At 57.3% G+C, this 18,842-nt stretch carries 18 protein-coding genes; 4 read left to right on the top strand and 14 right to left on the bottom strand.

All coding sequences use genetic code 11. The annotated features are described in order from the left end of the window. Positions 1-6: 6 nt before the first annotated feature. Positions 7-1,488, bottom strand: coding sequence for a sugar ABC transporter ATP-binding protein (locus tag ACLBVC_RS01275; RefSeq protein WP_410148069.1), 1,482 nt, complete (start codon positions 1,486-1,488; stop codon positions 7-9). Between the two features lie 294 nt (positions 1,489-1,782). On the opposite strand from ACLBVC_RS01275, the gene ACLBVC_RS01270 reads away from it, so the two are divergent. From ACLBVC_RS01270 to ACLBVC_RS01260, 3 genes are read left to right on the top strand one after another with little or no spacing between them, the layout of a single operon-like run. Continuing rightward, on the top strand, positions 1,783-2,475 hold the full coding sequence (locus ACLBVC_RS01270) for a CDP-alcohol phosphatidyltransferase family protein (protein WP_410147641.1): 693 nt from the start codon (positions 1,783-1,785) through the stop codon (positions 2,473-2,475). Beyond that, complete coding sequence (locus ACLBVC_RS01265) at positions 2,459-3,109, top strand: lysophospholipid acyltransferase family protein (protein ID WP_410147640.1); 651 nt, start codon at positions 2,459-2,461, stop codon at positions 3,107-3,109. The genes ACLBVC_RS01270 and ACLBVC_RS01265 overlap by 17 nt, the downstream gene beginning before the upstream one ends. Next, positions 3,106-4,041 (top strand): phosphatidate cytidylyltransferase, encoded by a 936-nt coding sequence (locus ACLBVC_RS01260; RefSeq protein WP_410147638.1) that lies wholly within the window; start codon positions 3,106-3,108, stop codon positions 4,039-4,041. The genes ACLBVC_RS01265 and ACLBVC_RS01260 overlap by 4 nt, the downstream gene beginning before the upstream one ends. Before the next feature lie 234 nt (positions 4,042-4,275). Here ACLBVC_RS01260 and ACLBVC_RS01255 read toward each other — a convergent pair whose 3' ends face one another. The 13 genes from ACLBVC_RS01255 to rutA all read right to left on the bottom strand — a co-directional run bounded on the left by ACLBVC_RS01255 (position 4,276) and on the right by rutA (position 17,748). Continuing rightward, a complete protein-coding gene (locus ACLBVC_RS01255) occupies positions 4,276-5,136 on the bottom strand; it encodes a VOC family protein (RefSeq protein WP_410147637.1) in 861 nt (286 codons plus the stop codon). After that, positions 5,129-6,238, bottom strand: a complete 1,110-nt coding sequence (locus tag ACLBVC_RS01250; protein ID WP_410147636.1) for an alkylhydroperoxidase domain protein — start codon at positions 6,236-6,238, stop codon at positions 5,129-5,131. Before ACLBVC_RS01250 ends, ACLBVC_RS01255 begins: the two co-directional genes overlap by 8 nt. After that, positions 6,235-7,311, bottom strand: coding sequence for a putative FMN-dependent luciferase-like monooxygenase (locus ACLBVC_RS01245; protein ID WP_410147634.1), 1,077 nt, complete (start codon positions 7,309-7,311; stop codon positions 6,235-6,237). The genes ACLBVC_RS01250 and ACLBVC_RS01245 overlap by 4 nt, the downstream gene beginning before the upstream one ends. A gap of 31 nt (positions 7,312-7,342) precedes the next feature. Further along, complete coding sequence (locus ACLBVC_RS01240) at positions 7,343-8,962, bottom strand: dipeptide ABC transporter ATP-binding protein (protein ID WP_410147633.1); 1,620 nt, start codon at positions 8,960-8,962, stop codon at positions 7,343-7,345. After that, entirely contained in the window at positions 8,959-9,822 is an 864-nt protein-coding gene (locus ACLBVC_RS01235; protein ID WP_410147631.1) for an ABC transporter permease, read from the bottom strand. The genes ACLBVC_RS01240 and ACLBVC_RS01235 overlap by 4 nt, the downstream gene beginning before the upstream one ends. After that, the gene (locus ACLBVC_RS01230) at positions 9,819-10,778 is read right to left on the bottom strand and encodes an ABC transporter permease (protein WP_410147629.1); all 960 of its coding nucleotides are present in this window, start codon (positions 10,776-10,778) and stop codon (positions 9,819-9,821) included. The genes ACLBVC_RS01235 and ACLBVC_RS01230 overlap by 4 nt, the downstream gene beginning before the upstream one ends. A gap of 16 nt (positions 10,779-10,794) precedes the next feature. After that, positions 10,795-12,435 (bottom strand): TIGR04028 family ABC transporter substrate-binding protein, encoded by a 1,641-nt coding sequence (locus ACLBVC_RS01225; RefSeq protein WP_410147628.1) that lies wholly within the window; start codon positions 12,433-12,435, stop codon positions 10,795-10,797. Positions 12,436-12,684: 249 nt separating this feature from the next. After that, positions 12,685-14,040 (bottom strand): pyrimidine utilization transport protein G, encoded by a 1,356-nt coding sequence (gene rutG / locus ACLBVC_RS01220; RefSeq protein WP_410147627.1) that lies wholly within the window; start codon positions 14,038-14,040, stop codon positions 12,685-12,687. A 25-nt stretch (positions 14,041-14,065) separates the two neighbouring features. After that, a complete protein-coding gene (gene rutF / locus ACLBVC_RS01215) occupies positions 14,066-14,611 on the bottom strand; it encodes an NADH-dependent FMN reductase RutF (RefSeq protein ID WP_410147625.1) in 546 nt (181 codons plus the stop codon). Beyond that, entirely contained in the window at positions 14,596-15,435 is an 840-nt protein-coding gene (gene rutD, locus ACLBVC_RS01210) for a pyrimidine utilization protein D (protein ID WP_410147624.1), read from the bottom strand. Before rutD ends, rutF begins: the two co-directional genes overlap by 16 nt. A 41-nt stretch (positions 15,436-15,476) precedes the next feature. Then, complete coding sequence (gene rutC / locus ACLBVC_RS01205) at positions 15,477-15,863, bottom strand: pyrimidine utilization protein C (protein ID WP_410147623.1); 387 nt, start codon at positions 15,861-15,863, stop codon at positions 15,477-15,479. A 26-nt stretch (positions 15,864-15,889) separates the two neighbouring features. Further along, complete coding sequence (rutB, locus tag ACLBVC_RS01200; protein ID WP_410147622.1) at positions 15,890-16,657, bottom strand: pyrimidine utilization protein B; 768 nt, start codon at positions 16,655-16,657, stop codon at positions 15,890-15,892. Further along, on the bottom strand, positions 16,657-17,748 hold the full coding sequence (gene rutA, locus ACLBVC_RS01195) for a pyrimidine utilization protein A (protein ID WP_410147620.1): 1,092 nt from the start codon (positions 17,746-17,748) through the stop codon (positions 16,657-16,659). Before rutA ends, rutB begins: the two co-directional genes overlap by 1 nt. Before the next feature lie 398 nt (positions 17,749-18,146). On the opposite strand from rutA, the gene rutR reads away from it, so the two are divergent. Further along, positions 18,147-18,836, top strand: coding sequence for an HTH-type transcriptional regulator RutR (gene rutR, locus ACLBVC_RS01190; protein WP_410147618.1), 690 nt, complete (start codon positions 18,147-18,149; stop codon positions 18,834-18,836). The last annotated feature ends 6 nt before the right edge of the window (positions 18,837-18,842 follow it).

The raw sequence follows: 18,842 nt of genomic DNA, 5'->3' as shown, positions 1-18,842 counted from the left end.
CTTTGCTCACGCGGGTGTTCCTCCGGTTGAATAGACTAATAAGGTTTCTTCGTCGACGTCTGCGGCGTCCAGTTCGGCCACAATGCGGCCATCCCATAACACCAGAATGCGGTCGCATAAACCGACCAGTTCGGCGAACTCACCGGAAGCATAAATAATGCCTTTTCCCTGTTGCGCCAGGCCGTCAATCAGCCTGAACACGTCCGTTTTGGCCTTGATGTCTACGCCTTTGGTCGGTTCGTCAAAAATCAACACCTGACTCTCACTGCGCAGCCATTTCCCGATAGCCACTTTTTGCTGGTTACCCCCGGAAAGCCTCGCCAGCTTCTGCATCGGCCCGGAAGCGCGAATGCCTAAGCGGCTGATGATGTCTTTCGCCCATGACAGCGACTGACGTTTACTGAAAATACTCCAGCGCGAAAACGAGTCATCGGCGGTAACGCTGAGGTTCATCGGGATATTTTCATCAATGAAAATCCCTTCCTTGCGCCGTTCTTCCGGCACTAACGCCAGACCCTGTTCCACGGAAAGATGCGGCTCTTTCGGTTTCCACGGTTTGCCGTTCAGCTCACCGCTTTCGACCTGGCTGGGCGTCGCGCCAAACAACGCTTTGCACAGCTCGGTTTTCCCGGCACCCGCCAGCCCGGCAATGCCGAGGATTTCACCCCGGTGCAGACGCAGCGAGATATCGCGCAGTTTGTCTTTGTCGTGCATGCCGTGAATGTGCAGCAGCGTTTCTCCGCTGTGCGGCGGACGGCGCGGCGGATAAATATCATCGAGCTGATGGCCAATCATTTTCTCGATAATCTGCTCGTTGCTCAGGCCGTCCATGCTGTCATCGCTGACCAGACGTCCATCGCGCAGCACCGTCATACGGTCGCAGATTTCGCGCAGTTCATGAATGCGGTGGGAGATAAAGACCACCGCCATGCCCGCGTCTTTCAGCTTGCGCACCAGCGCAAACAGACGGGCGCTTTCTGCCTGATCGAGCGGGGCGGTCGGTTCATCAAGGATCAGGAAACGGCATTTATGCGATAACGCGCGCGCCAGCAAAATCAGCTGTTTCTCGGCCAGCGTGCAGTTTTCGATACGGGCTTTCAGGCTGATGTTCAGGCCAAGCTGTTGCGTCAGCAGTTGCGCCTGACGGTATAAACGCGGCCAGTTATGCAGATGGCCGGGCTCGGAAAGCCGGTCCAGCATGATGTTTTCAGCGACGTTCAGCGTCGGCACCAGCGCGACATCCACTTCCTGCTGGACCAGATGAATACCGTGAGCGCGCGCGTGGTGCGGCAATTTAATGTTCACCGGCTCGCCGTCGATGGTGATCTGCCCGGTGTAATGATCGTGCGTGCCGGAAAGCACAGCCATCAGCGTCGATTTTCCGGCGCCGTTCGCACCGACCAGCGCATGGACGAACCCGCCTTCCAGTGTCAAATCAACATGGCGAAGTGCGGGAAAACCGGCAAATGAAATCGAGATGTTGCGCATCTCAAGACGGGAAGCGGTCACTGGACGTTGGCCTTCTAAACGGGGGATGTGGAGCTTCAGACGTTTAGCCGTCTAAAATGCGGTGTAGCAGAGTTTTAACATATTGTGTGATTTAATCAACCAATTAAAAGATCTAAGGAATGCTCAAACCGGCATAAGCCGCCGGGAAGGTTTCAGGGTGAGGGCCGAACAAAAATATTTCACCGCGCAGGCAACTTCACTATTATCTGGATGCCATACAAAGGCTTATAGAAATCAGGGTCATCAGTTATCAGTAATAAAGGGATATTATTTATGGACTTAAATCTCAAGGATCGGCGGCCGATCGCCACCCGGGACAAGCGTTGGGCCAAAAACAGTGCGGTCTGGTTAAAGAATAAAGGGGTTACGCCGAATCAGATTTCTGTGGCGAGCATGGGTTTTGCGCTGGTGTCCGGGCTGTGTTTTCTGCTGGCATTTTATTGTGAAACGGCTTTCGGGCGCGGATTTCTTCTCCTGCTGGCGGCGCTGATGATTCAGGGGCGGCTCATCTGCAACCTGCTCGACGGCATGGTGGCGGTGGAAGGCGGCATGGCCAGCCCGGCGGGACCGGTTTACAACGAATTACCGGATCGCGTTTCCGATACGCTGATTCTGGCTGGCGTCGGTTATGGTCTGGTGGCGATGCCGGAAGCCGTCACGCTGGGCTGGATTGCGGCGCTGCTGGCGCTGATGACGGCGTATTTGCGTCTGCTGGGCGGAACCTGCGGGTTAAAACAGCAATTTCTCGGGCCGATGGCAAAACAGCACCGCATGGCGATTCTGTGTGCGGGCGCGGTGATTGCGATTTTCCTGCCGTCGCAGTGGGGGCAACTCCTGCTGCTGATTTGTCTGATGATCATTACGCTCGGCGCACTGGTGACCTGCTGGCGTCGCGGTGCGCGTATTTTGCGTGAACTGCATGAAAAGGCCGTAACTGAGGGAGATAACGATGGAACCTCGCACTAAATTACCGCTGGACGGCCGGCTGGTGGCCGGTTTTCTGGTACGGCTTTGCCGTCTGCTGACTGGCGTCCGTGCCCGTTGGCTTGCACCTTTACCTGAAAAACAGTCCCGCATTTACTACGCCAATCACTCCAGCCATCTCGACGGCATGGTGATTTGGGCCAGCCTGCCCGGTCATCTGCGTCCGCAGGTTCGTCCGGTAGCGGCCGCAGATTACTGGCTCTCCTCGAAATTGCGCCGTTACATTGCGCGCCGTGTGTTTAACGCGGTGCTGATCAAACGGCGTCCTGCTGAAAAACAGTCGGAACAGCCGAACAATGCGCTGGAACTGATGAACGACCCGCTGAGAAAAGGCCAGTCGCTGATTATTTTCCCGGAAGGCACCCGTGGCAACGGCGAAGAGATCTCGGCGTTTAAAAGCGGGATCTGGCATCTGGCGAAAATGAATCCGGATGTCGAACTGGTGCCGGTTTATCTCGAAAATCTCAACCGCGTGCTGCCGAAAGGTTCCCGTCTGGTGGTACCGATACTGTGTTCGGCGACGTTTGGCGAACCGGTTGAAAGTATCCGGGAAGGGGAAGAGAAAGCGGAATTTCTGCTTCGTGCGCGGGCTGCTCTGGAGACAATGGCACCATGAATTTTCAGGATAAATCGTTAGTTTATTTACTGTGCGGATTGTTCGGTCTGCTGCTGATTGCGAGCGTTCTTGGCTATCTGATCGCGCTGGTGAAAGGTAATACGCCGGTCGTCGCCAACCTAAACGCTCGCATCCGCGCCTGGTGGATGATGTGTATTTTATCGGTGATGGCGATGTGGTTTGGCCCGATCGGTTCGACGCTGCTGTTTGCCGTGATGTCGTTCCTGGCCTTGCGCGAATGCATCACCCTGACGCCCACCCGGCGCGGTGACCACGAAGCGCTGTTCTGGTGTTTCTTCATCATGCTGCCGCTGCAATATTTGCTGGTCGGCGAACGCTGGTACGGCACGTTTGCGATCTTCATTCCGGTCTACGCGTTTCTGTTTATCCCCACCCGCATGGCGCTGGCCGGAGACACGGTGAACTTCCTCGAACGCAGCGCGAAAATTCAGTGGAGCATGATGCTGGCGGTGTACTGCATCAGTCACGCGCCTGCCTTGCTGATGCTGAACATTCCCGGTTATGAAAACCAGAACATCAAATTGCTGCTGTTCCTGATGATTGTGGTGCAGATTTCCGACGTGTTGCAGTACGTGTTCGGCAAGCTGTTCGGCAAACGCCCGATTGCGCCGCGTCTGAGCCCGAACAAAACCCTTGAAGGCTTTGTGGGCGGGATCCTCAGCGCCACGCTGGTCGGGACATTATTGTGGTGGATCACCCCGTTCGCCCCGTGGCAGGCCGCGCTGATTTCGCTGATTATCACCTTGCTCGGCTTTGCCGGGGGGTTGTGTATGTCGGCGATTAAGCGCGACCGCGGCGTGAAGGATTTCGGCGCGATGATCGAAGGGCACGGTGGGATGATGGATCGCATTGATTCGTTGTGTTTTGCGGCACCGGTGTTTTTTCACCTGATCAGGTTTTACTTCACCTGAAGGTGAGGGCTTTGGGCTCGTCGCCCAAACCTGCAAAACCTTGTGTTGCCACCCAAACCGGCCTCAAGGGTGGTCTATCGCCACCACCCTTGAGAATCCCGCCCTTCCCCTTGCCAAGGGGAAGGAGCAAATCAAAACCAGCCAGCATCAATCTTTCGAATGACATACCCCTGGCCGCCCCCAAGTCGGTGTGAGCCGACGCCCACGACCTTGATGTTGATGTTGATGTTGAATTTATTCTTCGCAAAATCTAACCGCCACACCCAGCGAATCCGCTGCGCGAACCACCACGCGTGTAGCGTCATCCCCGAAGGGAATTTCACCAACTTTTAAGCTGTTCCTGACAGCCGCCAGCGACCGGGTCGCAAACTCCAACCCGACCATCCGCGCACTCCCGTTTTCGCCCTCGGGTACGATGCCAAATTCAGCCTGCGCCTGTTGTGGCGTCACAAACCGGACGGTTGCGCGACCGGCGCGCAAAGTCACGCCTTCAGCATTCGTCTGCAAGGCTTCTGTGCCGAACAGTTCGCCGTACACTTTCGCGGCGGACTGCGGGGAGGCGGCGGAAATCACAAAACCGGTGATGTCCGCGACGCCGTTCGGGTGGTTTTGCCACTCGGTGCGCCATACCAGTTCCGGGGTCAGATGTTGGCAGAAGAAACTGCGGCCATTGGGTACGCGGTCGGCGGCCAGCGGGACGGTGCGGAAACGGGCGTTGGGCGATGTGCCATCGTTAAGCGCTACCGGACGGAAGAATTCTGCCGGTGCCGAGCCCGCGATGTTTTGCTGTTGCAGATGATCAAACACGGCGTTTGAATTTTGCGTTTTCCACACCAGACCGGTGAGGCCGAGCGGAGCCTGCCAGAGATCTTTACGCGTATGCGCATTGCCCGGTTCGAAGCCGAGCAGTTCCAGATAGTTTTCGCCGAAAATCGCCAGATGGTTGCTGGAGCCAAGCGAATGATGGCCGCGAGGCGTGAGCTGGAAACCGAGACGGCGGAACTGCTGCTCCGCACCGTTGAGCTGTTCGGCGACGTTAATCACTACGTGATCGAGCTGCGGAACCGGGCGTTGAGAAGTCTGTGAATCAGTCATTAAACGGTTCTCCCAGCGTTAACATCAGGCGGTTTGCCCAGGCGAAGAACGCCGCAGACTGCGCCAGATCGACGATTTCCAGTTCGTTCAAACCCTGATCGCGCAGTGCCTTAATGTGTTCCGGCGAGGCGACCGGCGGCGTGGCGGAGAGCGCGGCGGCGAAATCAATTTCAGCCTGCCAGCGCGGGGATTGTTCTTTGCTGAGAATGCCGCCCGGCGGGGTGTCGATCAGCCGCTGAACGTCTTCGGTTTGTTTGGAAAGCTGGCTGGCTTTACGCGAATGCACCGACGCGCAGTAAATACAGCCGTTGATTTTGCTTGCCACGGTGGCCGCCAGTTCGCGCTCCTTGCGCGGCAGGCCGCCGGAGGTGTAGAAAATGCCTTTGTCGGTCAGCGTGCGTTGTTCAAGCACCGGCAGGTTGCGGCCTAACAGGCGGAAATAGTCGGAATCCGTATGGCCGAATTTCGCCAGAATCGCCTGCTGGGCTTCATCAAATTCCTCCAGTTTTTTGGACGGGATCCACGGTTCCCAGCCAAGCTCTTCCTGCGTGAAAGCCTGCGGCGCGTCGCGGCCGCTGTGGGTATTGGGCTCAGTGCGCCAGAACGCGGCGCCGACCGGTTTATTGCTGGCGTTTTCCACCGGTTTGCCACCAATCAGACGGTAGCTGCGCAGCGCGCGGCTCTGGAAACTGACGAAAGCAATCAGCTGCGAAATTGTGACGATGGCATCCACCGACCAGCCGGCTTTTTTCAGTGCCTGTAAATGTGCAGGCGTGGCGCTGGCGGGCTTGAAACTCAGGCGTTCGCCGTGAGTGAGCGCGGCGTCGAGACGGGCGGTTTCGTCGATGTCCGGCAAATCCTGCAAACGCTCGGAATAGTGATTGGTGAGCTGTGAATCGCCGTGCCAGCGCGCGACGTTTTGCGCTAAACGCAAACGCTCGGCCAGCGTGAAATCCACGCCGTCCTGTTCGGTAAACAGCGCATCGTAGCTGCCTTGCGCGTGGCGGGTCGCGGCGTCGCGGTTATCGCGTGCCTGTTTCAGTTCTGAAGAAGGTGCGATTTCAGCCAGTTTTTCCAGCAGGTCAGTCGAATAAGTGGTCATAAGTTGTCCTGTGTAGATGCAGCCTTTGAGAACGTAGAGTCGGCGGAAGCGGTGGAAATACGACGCTGCGGCGGGCGGCGAACCCAGCCGAGGGCGGGCGCAACGTGACGCGCAATCAGTTCAATGGAACGCAAAATGTAAGGATGTGGCGGATCGATAGAATGCACCTGAAACGCCAGATCGGTGACGCGGGCCAGCGCGGTGTCGGCCTGCAACGTGGCGGTGACCTGCTCGGCGGTGCCGAGGTGAACGTCGAAGGCGCGGATGTAATCATCCAGCGTATCGCCTTTCACACTCTGTCCGCTGGCACGGTGATTCTCGGCCTGACGGCGTAAACCTTTTTGCGCCAGCTCGCGGGCTTCGTCACCGTTTTCCGTCACAAACGCCGTGCGTGAGCCCATGATGCGTGGCGCAGCGCCTTCCGGCAGTGCGTCGAGATAGGCATCGATAATCGGGTTTTGCAGTTCGTCTAGACGCAGGTCTGGCGCATTCGCCGGGCGTGGCTGGGTGCGCGAAAGCATCAGCCCGTCGCCGGATTTCCCGGCACGCGCACCGCCGTCTACCGAGAACGTGGCCTGCCACACGCGTTTTTCCAGATGCGGTGCCGCCGGATACAATCGGTTATCGGTCCCCGCCAGTGGTTCGCCGCGCCAGGCGGTCAGCAGGGTTTGCAGATTATGGCTAAACACCGCGCCGCGCTCGCTGCTTTCAAAGCCGAACGGCAGAAATGACGAAGGCGTGCCGCCTGAGCCAAGCCCGACTTCAAGACGTCCGCCGGAGAGTAAATCCAGCACGGCGGTGTCTTCCGCCACGCGCAGCGCATTTTCCATCGGCAGCGTAATCACGCCGGTGCCGAGACGGATAAAGCGGGTGTGCGCCGCGACCTGTGCAAGGAAAACCAGCGGAGCGGGCAGGCCGCCTTCCGCTTCGTGAAAATGGTGCTGCGCTACCCATGCGGAGTCAAAACCCAGCTGCTCGGCGTGAATAATTTGCTCAGTCGCCAGCCGGTAACGTTCCTGCGCGCTGGTGTTATCCAGAAGTCGGGTGAAAAACCCAAGACGTTTGCTGCTCATAATGTCCCTCTTTTCTTTTTCATGTGCTGACTCAGGCGGCGCGGTGGCGGCCGGGGATCGCATCAATCAGCTGCCGTGTGTAATCGCTGGAAGGCAGGGCAAACACGTCTTCCACGTTGCCGGAATCCACCTGTTGCCCGCGGTTGAGCACCGAGACGCTGTGGGAGATTTGCCGGACGGTCGCCAGATCGTGCGAGATAAACAAATAGGTGAGGCCGAGCGAATCCTGAAGCTGCTGAAGCAGGGTCAGAATTTGTGCCTGTACGGTGACGTCGAGCGCCGAAGTCGCTTCGTCGAGCACCAGCACTTTCGGTTCGAGGATCAGCGCGCGGGCAATCGCCACGCGCTGACGCTGGCCGCCGGAAAGTTCACGCGGTTTGCGGCCCAGCAATTCTTCCGGCAGCGCCACGCGGCGGGCAATATCCAGAACGCGCTCACGGCGGACTGCTGACGGAATTTTTTCGAAGTTCAGCAGCGGTTCTTCAATCACGCTGAATAAGGTCTGTGACGGATCAAGCGAGGCGAACGGGTTCTGATAGACCAGTTGGATTTTACGGCGCACCTGACGCAGCGCTTCGCCCTTGAGGCGCGTGATGTCTTCGCCGTCGATCAATACGCGGCCGCTGTCAGGTTTCTGAAAACCCAGCAGAATGCGCGCCAGCGTGGTTTTACCCGAGCCGGATTCGCCGACCAGAGAATGCGTGGTGCCGCGCGGAATGCTGAACGAGACGTTATCGACGGCGCGGAATGCCGCCTGATGTTTACCGCCCAGTGAGAAATCATGGGTGACATTTTCGACCACCAGCACCGGTTCGGCAACGGCGGCAACATGCGCGCGGTGTCGGCCTGAAAGGGCAGGGACGTCAGCAAACAGCTGGCGGGTGTATTCGCTTTTCGGCGCGTTCAGCACTTCTGCCGTCACGCCCTGTTCCTGTACTTTGCCGTTGCGAAACACCAGCAAACGGTCGGCCCGCTCGGCGGCTATTGCCAGATCGTGCGTGACCAGCAAGACGGCCGTGCCGGATTCGCGGCGCAAATCGTCAATCAAATCCAGAATGCGTTTTTGTACGGTGACGTCGAGCGCGCTGGTCGGCTCGTCGGCAATGATCAGCGCCGGTTGCAGCGCAATGGCAATCGCAATCAGCACGCGCTGTTTCATGCCGCCGGAAAGTTCGTGCGGATACTGTTTCGCGCGTTGTTCCGGGTGCGTAAGGCCGACGCGGGTCAGCAGTTCCACCACGCGGGCGTCGCGCTGAACACGCGGCAGGCGCTGGTGGATATCCAGAATTTCTGCCACCTGTGAACCGATGGTTTTTACCGGATCCAGCGAGCTGGTCGGGTCCTGCGGGATCAGGCTGATGCGTGCGCCGCGCAGGACATCAAGGCGGCGCTGCGACCACTGGCTGATGTCGGTGCCATTCAGGCGGATTTCGCCCTGTTCGATATGACCGTTCTCCGCCAGCAGGCCGATGACCGACTGCGCGGTAGTGGTTTTACCGGAACCGGATTCGCCCACCAGCGCCAGCACTTCTCCGGCATTAATGGAAAACGAGACGTTGTGGACTACCGCTTTGCCGTCGTAGGAAATCGTCAGATTATCCAGCTCAAGAACGGGTGCGGCGTGGTCATTCAAAATCGCCTGTGTGCTCATCGTGTTCTCCTGCGCAATGACTGGCTGATGCGGTTGGCCGAAAGCACCACCAGCACCACGACGACGCCAGGGAAGGTCGTCAGCCACCAGGCGGTTGAAATGTAGTTACGGCCTTCGGCAATCAGCAAACCCCATTCCGGCGTCGGCGGCGGTGTGCCGTAACCGAGGAAACTCAGGGTGGAAATCGCCAGAATCGCACTGCCAAATTGCAGCGCCGAGAAAGCGATGACCGAGGTCAGTGAGTTCGGCAGAATGTGCCGCCAGAGGATCGAGAAGAAGGTGCCGCCGCTGCCATAGGCCGCTTCGACGTAATCGCTGTGGCGGACCAATACCACTTCGGCGCGGGCGAGGCGGGCGAAGTTGGCGACAGAGGTCACACCGACGGCAATCGCCGCGTGAACCGTGCCGAAGCCGAGCAAAATGATGACGCTCAGCGACAGCAGCAGGCCGGGAATCGACAGCAACACGTCGTTGATGCGCATGACAATGGCGTCAACAATGCCGCCGCTGGCACCGGCTGCCAGCCCTAATGCGGTGCCGAACACCAGCCCGAGCGCCACGGCGACCAGTGCGCCGGAGAGTGAATGCGACGCGCCGTAAACGATGCGGGCGTACACGTCACGGCCGAGTTGATCGGTGCCCAGCCAGTGACCGGCCTGCGGCGCCAGACGCTGCGCGCCCGCGATGCCTTCGGTGCCGCTGTAATCGGTAAACCATCCGGGCGCGATCGCCCATAAAATCACGGTCGCGATCACCAGCCAGGCGATGATCAGCCCCGGCTGTAAAGAGGCCGCTTTCCAGCGGCGACGCTGTGTGGCGGGCAGGGAAAGAGTGCTTTTACCCAGCGGTAAGCTGCTCATGTGGTGGCTCCCTTTGTGTTGTTCGAGGCGTTAGCTTTGAGGCGCGGATCGAGCAGCGGATAAAGCAAATCGACCAGTAAATTGATGCCGACAAACGCGGCGGCGGAAATCACTACAATCGCCTGTAAAACCGCGACGTCCTGATTGTTCACCGCCTGCTGCGTCAGTTGACCGAGGCCATTCAGGCCAAATACCGTTTCGGTGATCAGCGCCCCGGCGATCAGTTCGCCAAACAGCAAACCGGCGATAGTCAGTACCGGAAGCAGGGCGTTGCGCGCCACATGACGCCACAGCACGCCGCCGCGGCTGGCGCCTTTGGCACGGGCGACGGCGACGAACGGCTGGGTCTGCACCTGATCAATGCTGCGGATCAGGATCTGCGCCAGCGGTGCGGAAATCGGCACAGCCAGCGTTACCACCGGTAAAATCAGCCCGACCCATTCACCCGGATTAATCACCGGGATCCAGCGCAGATGAAAAGAGAAAAACTGAATCAGCGCGATGCCGAGCCAGAAGGTCGGAATGGAAATAAACAGCGACGGCACCGACTGCAACAGGTTTTTCAGCCAGCCGAAATGCAGCAGGCTGGAGATAAACGCCAGCGCAAAGGCCACCACGGCGGCCAGTGCGAAGCCCATCAGCGCCAGCCGCAAAGTCGGCGGAAAGTTGCTGCTGAGTAATTCCGTGACCGGTACGCCAGCCTGAATCGAATAGCCCAGATCCCCGCGCAGGAAATTCCCCAGCGTGTGCAGATATTGCTGCACCAGCGGCACATCCGCGCCGTAGGCCGCGCGCATATCCGCGATTTGCGCCGGGCTTAGTCCCATATCCGGGTTCTGGAATTTAATCAGAATGGCATCGCCCGGCAGTACTTGCAGGAGAATGAAGGAGACAGTAAACGCCGCCCACAACACCAGCAAAGCCTGCCCAAAACGACCGCTAACGTATCGGTTCATGATTCACTCCTGCCTGTTAGTGCTTTTCAAGCCATGCGCCGTAGAAGCTCGGACGGCCAACGGCTTCGAAGCTCACGCCTTTGAAATAAGGCGCGCCGGCAAAGACCTGTGGCTCTTCGAAAATCGGAATGACGTAAGCCTGATCGAGCAGGTAGTTCTGCACGTCACCGGCCAGCGCCAGACGTTTTTTCGGATCCACTTCGGCGGAAATTGCTACCAACAGGTCATTCAGTTTGTCGTCACGGAAGCTTTTCACCTTGCTGCTCAGGCCGCCTTTTTGCAGCAGCGCATCGCGGTTAGTCGGGTAGAAGGAGCTTTTGATGACGTCCGGATCGGCGCGGCCGACTTCAACCACATTCGCCGGGGTTTTTTCCGGATCCAGGTTGTCCGCCACGCGGCTGCCTGCGTCACCGGCCAGAATGTTCAGCTTCGCGCCGACCTGATTCCACTGCTGTGAAACCAGCTGCAAGACTTCTTTGTTCTGCGGCTGCGGCAGGGATTCATAAATGGTCAGTGACAACGTTTTACCATCCTTCTGGCGCAGGCCGTTCGGGCCCGGTTTCCAGCCTGCTTCATCCAGCAGTTTTTTCGACAGCGTCGGGTCATAAGTCAGTTTGTTGCTCAGATCCACATAACCGGCGGCGGTTTTGGCGATGACGGAGGTGGCCTGCGGATAGTTTGGCGAGAACAGCGTATCGACCACCTGTTTGCTGTTGGTGGCGTGCAGCAGCGCCTGACGGACTTTCAGGTCAGACACCAGCGCGTTGTCGGGGCGGAACGAAATGCTGTCGTTCACGCCTTTCGTTGGCGCGGCATAAATCGGGAAGTTCTGGTCTTTGGCCTGTTTCTCGTCATACGCCTGAACCTGACGGATAAAATCAGCCTGACCGGCCAGAAGCGCGCCGATACGCACGCTGTCTTCGCCGGTGACAATCACTTTGATGCCGTCGAGATTGGCGCGGCCCTGCTGTTTGAGGTTTTTCGGCCCCCAGTTGTAATCTTTGCGCGCCGTCAGATCGACTTCACGACCGAGCGTTTCTTTGCTGACGACGAACGGGCCGGAACCGATGATGTGCGTCGCATCGCCCAGCGCATCAAAATTGCGATCCAGCGTGCTCAGTGACACCAGCCCGGAGCCGATGGTCGCCGTGCCCTGCAGGAAGCCCGGCGAGGATTTTTTGAAGTAGAACTTCACGGTCAGCGGGTCAACCACTTCGCTGTGGTCGTAGTTGTTAATCACTTCGGAAACAGGCAGATGGCGTTCTTTATTGCCCAGCCCGTAGGTGTCGAAGTTTTTCGCCACGGCGTTGGCATCAAGCGGCGTGCCGTCGGAGAAGGTCACGCCCGGACGCAGTTTGAAGGTGTATTCGGTTTTGTCGGCGTTGAAGCTCCAGGACTCGGCAATCCACGGTTCGACTTCCAGCGTCTTGGGGTTTTGATAGGTCAGTTTGTCGGTGATCTGATTAAGGATGCCGCCGTTCGGGTAAAAGCCACCGGCCGGAGGATACAAATTGGTGTGCGCCTGTTGTTCGAGATAAACCAGCGTTCCGCCCTGAACCGGTGTTGAATCGGCAGCAACAACGGCGGAAGAACTGGTGATCAATACCCCTAAAGCCAGTGCGCGTGTGACCGCGTTTTTCCGGCGAAGAATGTGCATAGTAAGACCCTTTTTATTTTTGGCGATGTCTGGCAGATGAATCACTTTTTATTCATATAGAACGAAAGTGCTGGTTCCATAACAAACCAATTTAAAGGGGAGGTGAACGAAGGAATTTCGCATTACTTAGCTGCAATGTGGGAATGTGTGAGGCGCAGAAAGAAAAAAACCAGCGGCTAATCCGGACGGGTGGACCGGATAACCGCTGGCGATCATCAAAAATGATGAGCTAAGGAGAAACTGAGGTCGTCAGTGATCTTTTAATGCAGCTTCTGTGCCAGTTTTTATTTCTGGCTGCGTTTTTACCTGTTTGCTGCGGCTGAGGAAGGCGTTCAGCAAAATTGCGCCAAACGTCGCCGTGCCGATACCGCCCATGCTGAAGCCGCCCAGGCTCAGGGTAAAGTTTCCTGCGCCCAGTACCAGCGTGACCGCGACCATGATGAGATTGCCGTTAAGACCCAGATCCACCTGGTTTTGTACCCAGATGCGCGCACCGGCGACGGCAATCAATCCGAACACCACAATTGACGCGCCGCCCAATACCGGACCGGGAATGGTGTGGATCAGTGCACCAAATTTGGGCGAGAAGCCCAACACAATGGCAACAAGGGCAGCAGCGACGAAAATCAGCGTGGAATAAATTTTTGTGACCGCCATGACGCCGATGTTTTCCGCGTAGGTGGTCACGCCGGTTCCGCCCGCAGAGGCCGACAGTAATGTCGCCAGCCCGTCGCCGACAAACGCGCGGCCCATGTACGGATCGAGATTTTTACCGGTCATGCCCGCGACCGCTTTAATGTGCCCGAGGTTTTCCGCCACCAGAATCACGGCCACCGGTGCAATCATCAGCATCGCGTGGGAACTGAACACCGGCGTGGTGAGGGTCGGCAGGCCAAACCACGGCGCCTGCGCGACGGCGGTGAAATCCACTGGCGCGCCCAGCCCCATGACGTTTGTGACCAGCATATAAATCAGATACGCCGCCACCAGCCCGAGCAGCAGAAGTAAACGCTGCACCAGTCCGCGGGTGAAAACGGCCACAGAGCCGATACACAGCACGGTGACCACCGCCATCCAGCTGTCAAACGACGACGCCGAGACGCTGTTAATGGCAATCGGCGCGAGGTTCAGACCAATCGCCATCACCACCGCACCGGTCACGACCGGCGGCATCAGGCGTTCAATCCAGCGCGTACCCACCGCCATCACCACAAAACCAATCAGCGTATAAATGACGCCACAGGCAATAATCCCGCCGAGCGCGACGCCGATATTCGGGTTCGCGCCGTGGCCGCTGTAGCCGGTCACCGCAATCACCAGCCCGACAAACGCTGCGCTTGATCCGAGATAACTCGGCACGCGTCCGCCGACCACCAGGAAAAACAGCAGGGTGCCGATGCCGGACATCAGGATCGCCATGTTGGCGTCAAACCCCATCAGCAGCGGCATTAATACCGTCGCGCCGAACATGGCGACGGTATGTTGCAGCCCCATAATCACCGTCGGCCCTAACGGCAGCCGTTCGTCCGGCGCAATAACGGCGCCATCCAGATTGCCTTTTCTTTTACGCCATTTTGGAAACCAGGAGGTATTGGTATTTGCCATGCTGCAATTCCCTAATCAGGTTGAGTTAACAGGCTGACTGCCGCATCAGAGGATGATAGCGGCGGTCGAAATACACCAGTCCGTGGCGTTCGTCGTTGCGGGTTATCGCAACGGCTTCGCAAAACAGAATATCGTGAGTGCCGACGCAGGTGACTTGTGTGATTTTGCAATCAAAAGAGACCAGCGCATCGCTGAGAATAGGAGAACCGGTGGAAAGGGATGACCATTCGGCGGCTTCAAAGCGTTGTTCCATCGGCGTTTTTCCGCCGAATAAATTCGACAGCGATTCATGGCAGTCAGCCAGTGTGTTGACGCACAGCACCTGATTTTCGGTAAATGCCGGATACACCGACGCCGAGCGGTTCAGGCAAACGAGCAGGGTCGGCGGAGAGTCGGTGACGCTGCACACGGCGGATGCGGTAAAGCCCGCGCGACCGCCGGGGCCGTCGGTGGTGATGATGTTAACGGCGGAACCGAGATGCGCCATCGCATCGCGGAACGCTTGTTTTTCAACGGCGGGTTGTTTTTCAATAGTCGGTAAAGCTGGCGTGGCGGTTAATGTTTCGGCCATGTTGTCTCCGTGGGCAGGTGATGGGAAGGCACGGCAGGTTTTTGCGATGAATGCCGTTGCAGCCATTCCAGTAAAATCGGGTTAAACGTTTCCGGGTCGGTCACGCTCATGGCATGGCCGCCATACAGTATTTGTGTGTGTTCGCCGTTCGGCAGGCGTTCGGCGAGATCGGCAGAACGCATCCACGGCACCAGCAAATCATCTTTGCAGCTGAACGCCAGCGTGGGCGCGATAACCTGCGCGAGCGTTTCGGTCAGGTCGGAATTCATCAGCGCCTGCAATCGGTGAAGCAGATTTTCCATTCCCTGAAAATGCGCCACCTGATGCAGGCGCTCTTCCTGAAGTAATGTGTCGTTGGCCGACAGCCAGTCGCCCGGATACAGAAACAGCGGTTGCGCCTGCACGTAGGCATCGACGCCGCTGTTGAGCAGTAAATTCTGGCGCACTTCAAAGCAGCGGCGCGTCTGGTTGTCGAGCTTTGCCCAGCCGTTGATCACCACCAGACTTTGCAGCAGCGCGGGGTAGCGCAGTGCCAGATGCAGGCCAATAATGCCGCCGAGCGCGTGACCCACCAGATGGCAGCGGGTGATATCCAGCCCGTTGAGCATCCCGGCGAGTTCATCCGCCATGTCTTCCATCCGGTAACCGGCGGGCACCGTGCCTTTACTGACGCCGGTTCCGTGCTGGTCATAAATGATGACGCGAAAATGCGCGCTCAGCATCGCCAGTTGGGGTTGCCAGAAGCTGCCTGAACCGCCGAGGCCGGAGGAAAGCACCACGGTTTCGGCGTCTGCATTATTCTTACCCAATACCTTGTAATACATGATGTTTCCTCAAGGTTTTCAGGAGGGCGGATCCCGGTGTTTTACTTGCCGATGTGCGCGATGGTGGCGATTTCAATCAGCGCGCCCGGTTTGACCAGCCCGCACTGAATGCAGAACCGCGCCGGTTTTTCTCCCGGAAAATACTCAGCGTAAACCTGATTCACGGCGGCGTAATTTGCCCAGTCGGTGATGAAAATTGAGTTCATGGTGACGTCATCCATCGTCCCGCCCGCGGTTTCAATCACGCTTTTGATGATTTCCAGCACATGGCGGGTTTGCGCGGCGGCATCGCCCAGATGGACGACGTTGTTGTCTTTATCAAAGGGCAGGGTGCCGGAGACGTAGACCACGCCGTCGGCCAGCGTTCCCGGAACAAACGGTGCCAGCGGAACGCCGCTGCCAGCCGGAATAATGGCACTTTTAGGCATATTGCTATTTCCTCTTCATAAAGCCGTTATGCGGCATTTTGTTTAGCGTCATAACCCACGGCGTCGCAGAAATTGCGCACGCTGGAGACCCAGCCAAAGAACGTTTCGATGTTATAAATCGCCGCTTTTTGCGCGAATTCCGGGCCAGCCTGATGGGTGGCGTCTTCAAGCACCACGCCGAAATATTCGAGGAAGAAACCGTCACGCAGCGTGGATTCGACGCAAACGTTAGTGGCGATGCCGGTAAACACCAGATGGTGAATGCCGTAACTGCGCAGCAGGCTGTCGAGCTGGGTGTTGAAGAATCCGCTGTAGCGCGGTTTTGGCAGCACGATGTCGCCCGGCTGTGGCCGGAGTTCATCCACCAGGTCGTAATCCCAGTCGCCTTTTGCCAGTAATTTGCCCATCAGCTCCGGCCGTTTACGCATGGTTTTCAAGGCGTTGGATTTGTGAAAGTTTGGCGAACCGGCACCCCCGGCTTCGACGTACTGATTGTCCCAGCCATTCTGGAAGAAGATCACTTTGATACCCGCGGCGCGCGCGGCGGCAATCGCCACTTTGATGTTGGCGATCACCGGCGCGGTGGCGGAGACGTCAAAACCGGCCAAATCCAGATAACCGCCCTGCGAGGCGTACGCATTCTGCATATCCACCACAATCAGCGCCGTTTGCTGCGGTGTAAACGCAATGGCTTCCGGGCGGGCGGCAAGAATGGTTTCCTCACCGCTGTTTTTCGGCTCGCGGCGAACCACGTTCAGTTCCTCAACCGCTTTTGGTTTCTCAAACAAAGTCATCAGGCCACCTCTTTCTGCTGCGTTGCAATGTGCTGGCGGGTTTTCATTAATGGTTGAATGAAACGTCCAAAGTTTTCGATACCTTCCACAAAATCGTCGAAGGTCAGCAGGACGCCGCCTGCGCCGGGTACGGTGTCGATTTCATCGAGCATTCTGGCGACGGTGGCATAAGAGCCGACCAGCGTGCCCATGTTGATATTGACCGCCGACGTGGGGTCGGCCATCTGGCGGACATTGGTGTCGGCACCGGATTTGGTATCTTTGCTGCTCTGGTCGGTAAGCCACGCCAGTGCGTCAGCATCTGCACCGTCTTTATACAGTTCCCATTTGGCGCGGGCGGCGGCGTCGGTTTCATCCGCGATGACCATAAAGAGCACGTAAGAGGAGACGTCGCGGCCTTCGGCTTCCGCCGCCGTTTTCATGCGTGCAGCGGTCGGCGCAAACGCAGTGGGCGTGTTAACGCCTTTGCCAAAGCAGAAGTTGAAATCCGCGTGTTTGGCGGAGAACGCCATGCCTGCGTCGCTTTGTCCGGCGCAGATCACTTTCATTTCCGACTGCGGGCGCGGGCTCACGCGGCAGTCATCCATCTTGAAGAATTCGCCGTCGAGCGTGCAGTGGCCGGTGCCCCAGAGATCGCGCAGGACGCTGACATATTCGGTCAGATAGTCATAACGGCGGCTGAAATAGTCATCGCCCGGCCACATGCCCATTTGTTCGTATTCCGGTTTCTGCCAGCCGGTGACGACGTTCACGCCGAAACGGCCATTGGAGATGGAATCAATCGTGGCGGCCATGCGCGCCACAATCGCCGGTGGCATCACCAGCGTGGCGGCGGTGGCGTAAAGCTGGATGCGGGAGGTCACGGCGGCAAGCCCCGCCATCAGCGTGAACGACTCCATGTTGTGTTCCCAGAATTCGGTTTTACCGCCGAAGCCGCGCAGTTTGATCATCGAGAGCGCGAAGTCGAAATGGTAGTGTTCCGCCTTCTGCACGATGGTTTTGTTCAGTTCAAAAGTCGGTTTGTACTGTGGCGCGGTTTCAGAAATTAACCAGCCGTTGTTGCCGATAGGAATGAAGACACCGATTTTCATAGCTCACCTCAGTTGAAGATTCATTTTTCAATACAAGGGCTTGCGAAAATCTCTGCGCGGCTTGAGTGCGTCCTGCGGGTTCCAAATTGCACCGTGCTGAAATTTCCTAACGGGGTGACTATTGCAAGGGCAGTGCCACATTTTTAAATGTGATGGTTATCAGTAAGTTAAAAATGTGTTTTGACTTGTGGTGGAGCAAACGGTCTGTTTCAGACCATTTGGTCAAAACAAACTGCACATAAATCAGGCAGGAATGTCCGTAAATGGTGCATTTTTGTTAAATAACACAATTGTTGTGGTTATTGTTTTGTTGTCTAATTGGCTGGACTTATAGCGATAGTCGCATTTATCCCTATTTGTTATGATTTCCCCCTCGCTGTTTGTCTCAGGAAATCCTTGTGAAGCCATTGGTCGAACCTCCTCAGCCCGCCGCCGGGGAAAGTCAATCCCGCAAAACCGGAGTGAAAGCACCGACGCGCCGCTCGCGGGCGGTCGCCGCCAAACGTGGCAATATCATGGCTGCCGCGCTGGAGTTTTTCTCGCTGTACGGTATTCACGGCACCAGCCTGGATCAGGTCGCTGAGCGTGCGGATGTCTCAAAAACCAATCTGTTGTATTACTTCCCGTCGAAAGAAGATCTGTATATCGCGGTACTGAAAGGCCTGCTGGATATCTGGCTGGCACCGCTGAAAGCGCTGCAACGGGATCAGCATCCGCTGGGAGCGATACGTGAATATATCCGCCTGAAACTCTGTGTTTCCCGCGATCACCCGCAGGCGTCCCGACTGTTTTGTCTGGAGATGGTGCAGGGTGCGCCACTGCTGAAACAGGAACTCGGCAGCAGCCTGAAAACGCTGGTTGAAGATAAATCGGATGTGATCCGCGGCTGGATCAAAGATGAATTAATTGCGCCAGTTGACCCGATGCAGCTTATTTTTATGCTGTGGGCAACCACTCAGCATTACGCCGATTTTGGTGTGCAGGTGGAAGCCATCACCGGCAAAACGCTCAACGATCCTGAGTTTTTCGAACTGACCGTGAGCAACGTGCAGCACATTATTACCGAAGGCATACAGCTTCGGGCTTGAAGAGGT

Origin of the sequence: Rahnella selenatireducens (assembly GCF_046449555.1) — a bacterium.
Taxonomy (GTDB): domain Bacteria; phylum Pseudomonadota; class Gammaproteobacteria; order Enterobacterales; family Enterobacteriaceae; genus Rahnella; species Rahnella selenatireducens.
This window is presented reverse-complemented; position numbering and strand designations above follow the sequence as displayed.

What these genes read in the sequence shown, in the direction of transcription:
- ACLBVC_RS01275 (WP_410148069.1), bottom strand. Translation starts at nt 1,488, where the DNA reads ATGCGCAACATCTCGATTTCATTTGCCGGTTTTCCCGCACTTCGCCAT.
- ACLBVC_RS01270 (WP_410147641.1), top strand. Translation starts at nt 1,783, where the DNA reads ATGGACTTAAATCTCAAGGATCGGCGGCCGATCGCCACCCGGGACAAG.
- ACLBVC_RS01265 (WP_410147640.1), top strand. Translation starts at nt 2,459, where the DNA reads ATGGAACCTCGCACTAAATTACCGCTGGACGGCCGGCTGGTGGCCGGT.
- ACLBVC_RS01260 (WP_410147638.1), top strand. Translation starts at nt 3,106, where the DNA reads ATGAATTTTCAGGATAAATCGTTAGTTTATTTACTGTGCGGATTGTTC.
- ACLBVC_RS01255 (WP_410147637.1), bottom strand. Translation starts at nt 5,136, where the DNA reads ATGACTGATTCACAGACTTCTCAACGCCCGGTTCCGCAGCTCGATCAC.
- ACLBVC_RS01250 (WP_410147636.1), bottom strand. Translation starts at nt 6,238, where the DNA reads ATGACCACTTATTCGACTGACCTGCTGGAAAAACTGGCTGAAATCGCA.
- ACLBVC_RS01245 (WP_410147634.1), bottom strand. Translation starts at nt 7,311, where the DNA reads ATGAGCAGCAAACGTCTTGGGTTTTTCACCCGACTTCTGGATAACACC.
- ACLBVC_RS01240 (WP_410147633.1), bottom strand. Translation starts at nt 8,962, where the DNA reads ATGAGCACACAGGCGATTTTGAATGACCACGCCGCACCCGTTCTTGAG.
- ACLBVC_RS01235 (WP_410147631.1), bottom strand. Translation starts at nt 9,822, where the DNA reads ATGAGCAGCTTACCGCTGGGTAAAAGCACTCTTTCCCTGCCCGCCACA.
- ACLBVC_RS01230 (WP_410147629.1), bottom strand. Translation starts at nt 10,778, where the DNA reads ATGAACCGATACGTTAGCGGTCGTTTTGGGCAGGCTTTGCTGGTGTTG.
- ACLBVC_RS01225 (WP_410147628.1), bottom strand. Translation starts at nt 12,435, where the DNA reads ATGCACATTCTTCGCCGGAAAAACGCGGTCACACGCGCACTGGCTTTA.
- rutG (WP_410147627.1), bottom strand. Translation starts at nt 14,040, where the DNA reads ATGGCAAATACCAATACCTCCTGGTTTCCAAAATGGCGTAAAAGAAAA.
- rutF (WP_410147625.1), bottom strand. Translation starts at nt 14,611, where the DNA reads ATGGCCGAAACATTAACCGCCACGCCAGCTTTACCGACTATTGAAAAA.
- rutD (WP_410147624.1), bottom strand. Translation starts at nt 15,435, where the DNA reads ATGTATTACAAGGTATTGGGTAAGAATAATGCAGACGCCGAAACCGTG.
- rutC (WP_410147623.1), bottom strand. Translation starts at nt 15,863, where the DNA reads ATGCCTAAAAGTGCCATTATTCCGGCTGGCAGCGGCGTTCCGCTGGCA.
- rutB (WP_410147622.1), bottom strand. Translation starts at nt 16,657, where the DNA reads ATGACTTTGTTTGAGAAACCAAAAGCGGTTGAGGAACTGAACGTGGTT.
- rutA (WP_410147620.1), bottom strand. Translation starts at nt 17,748, where the DNA reads ATGAAAATCGGTGTCTTCATTCCTATCGGCAACAACGGCTGGTTAATT.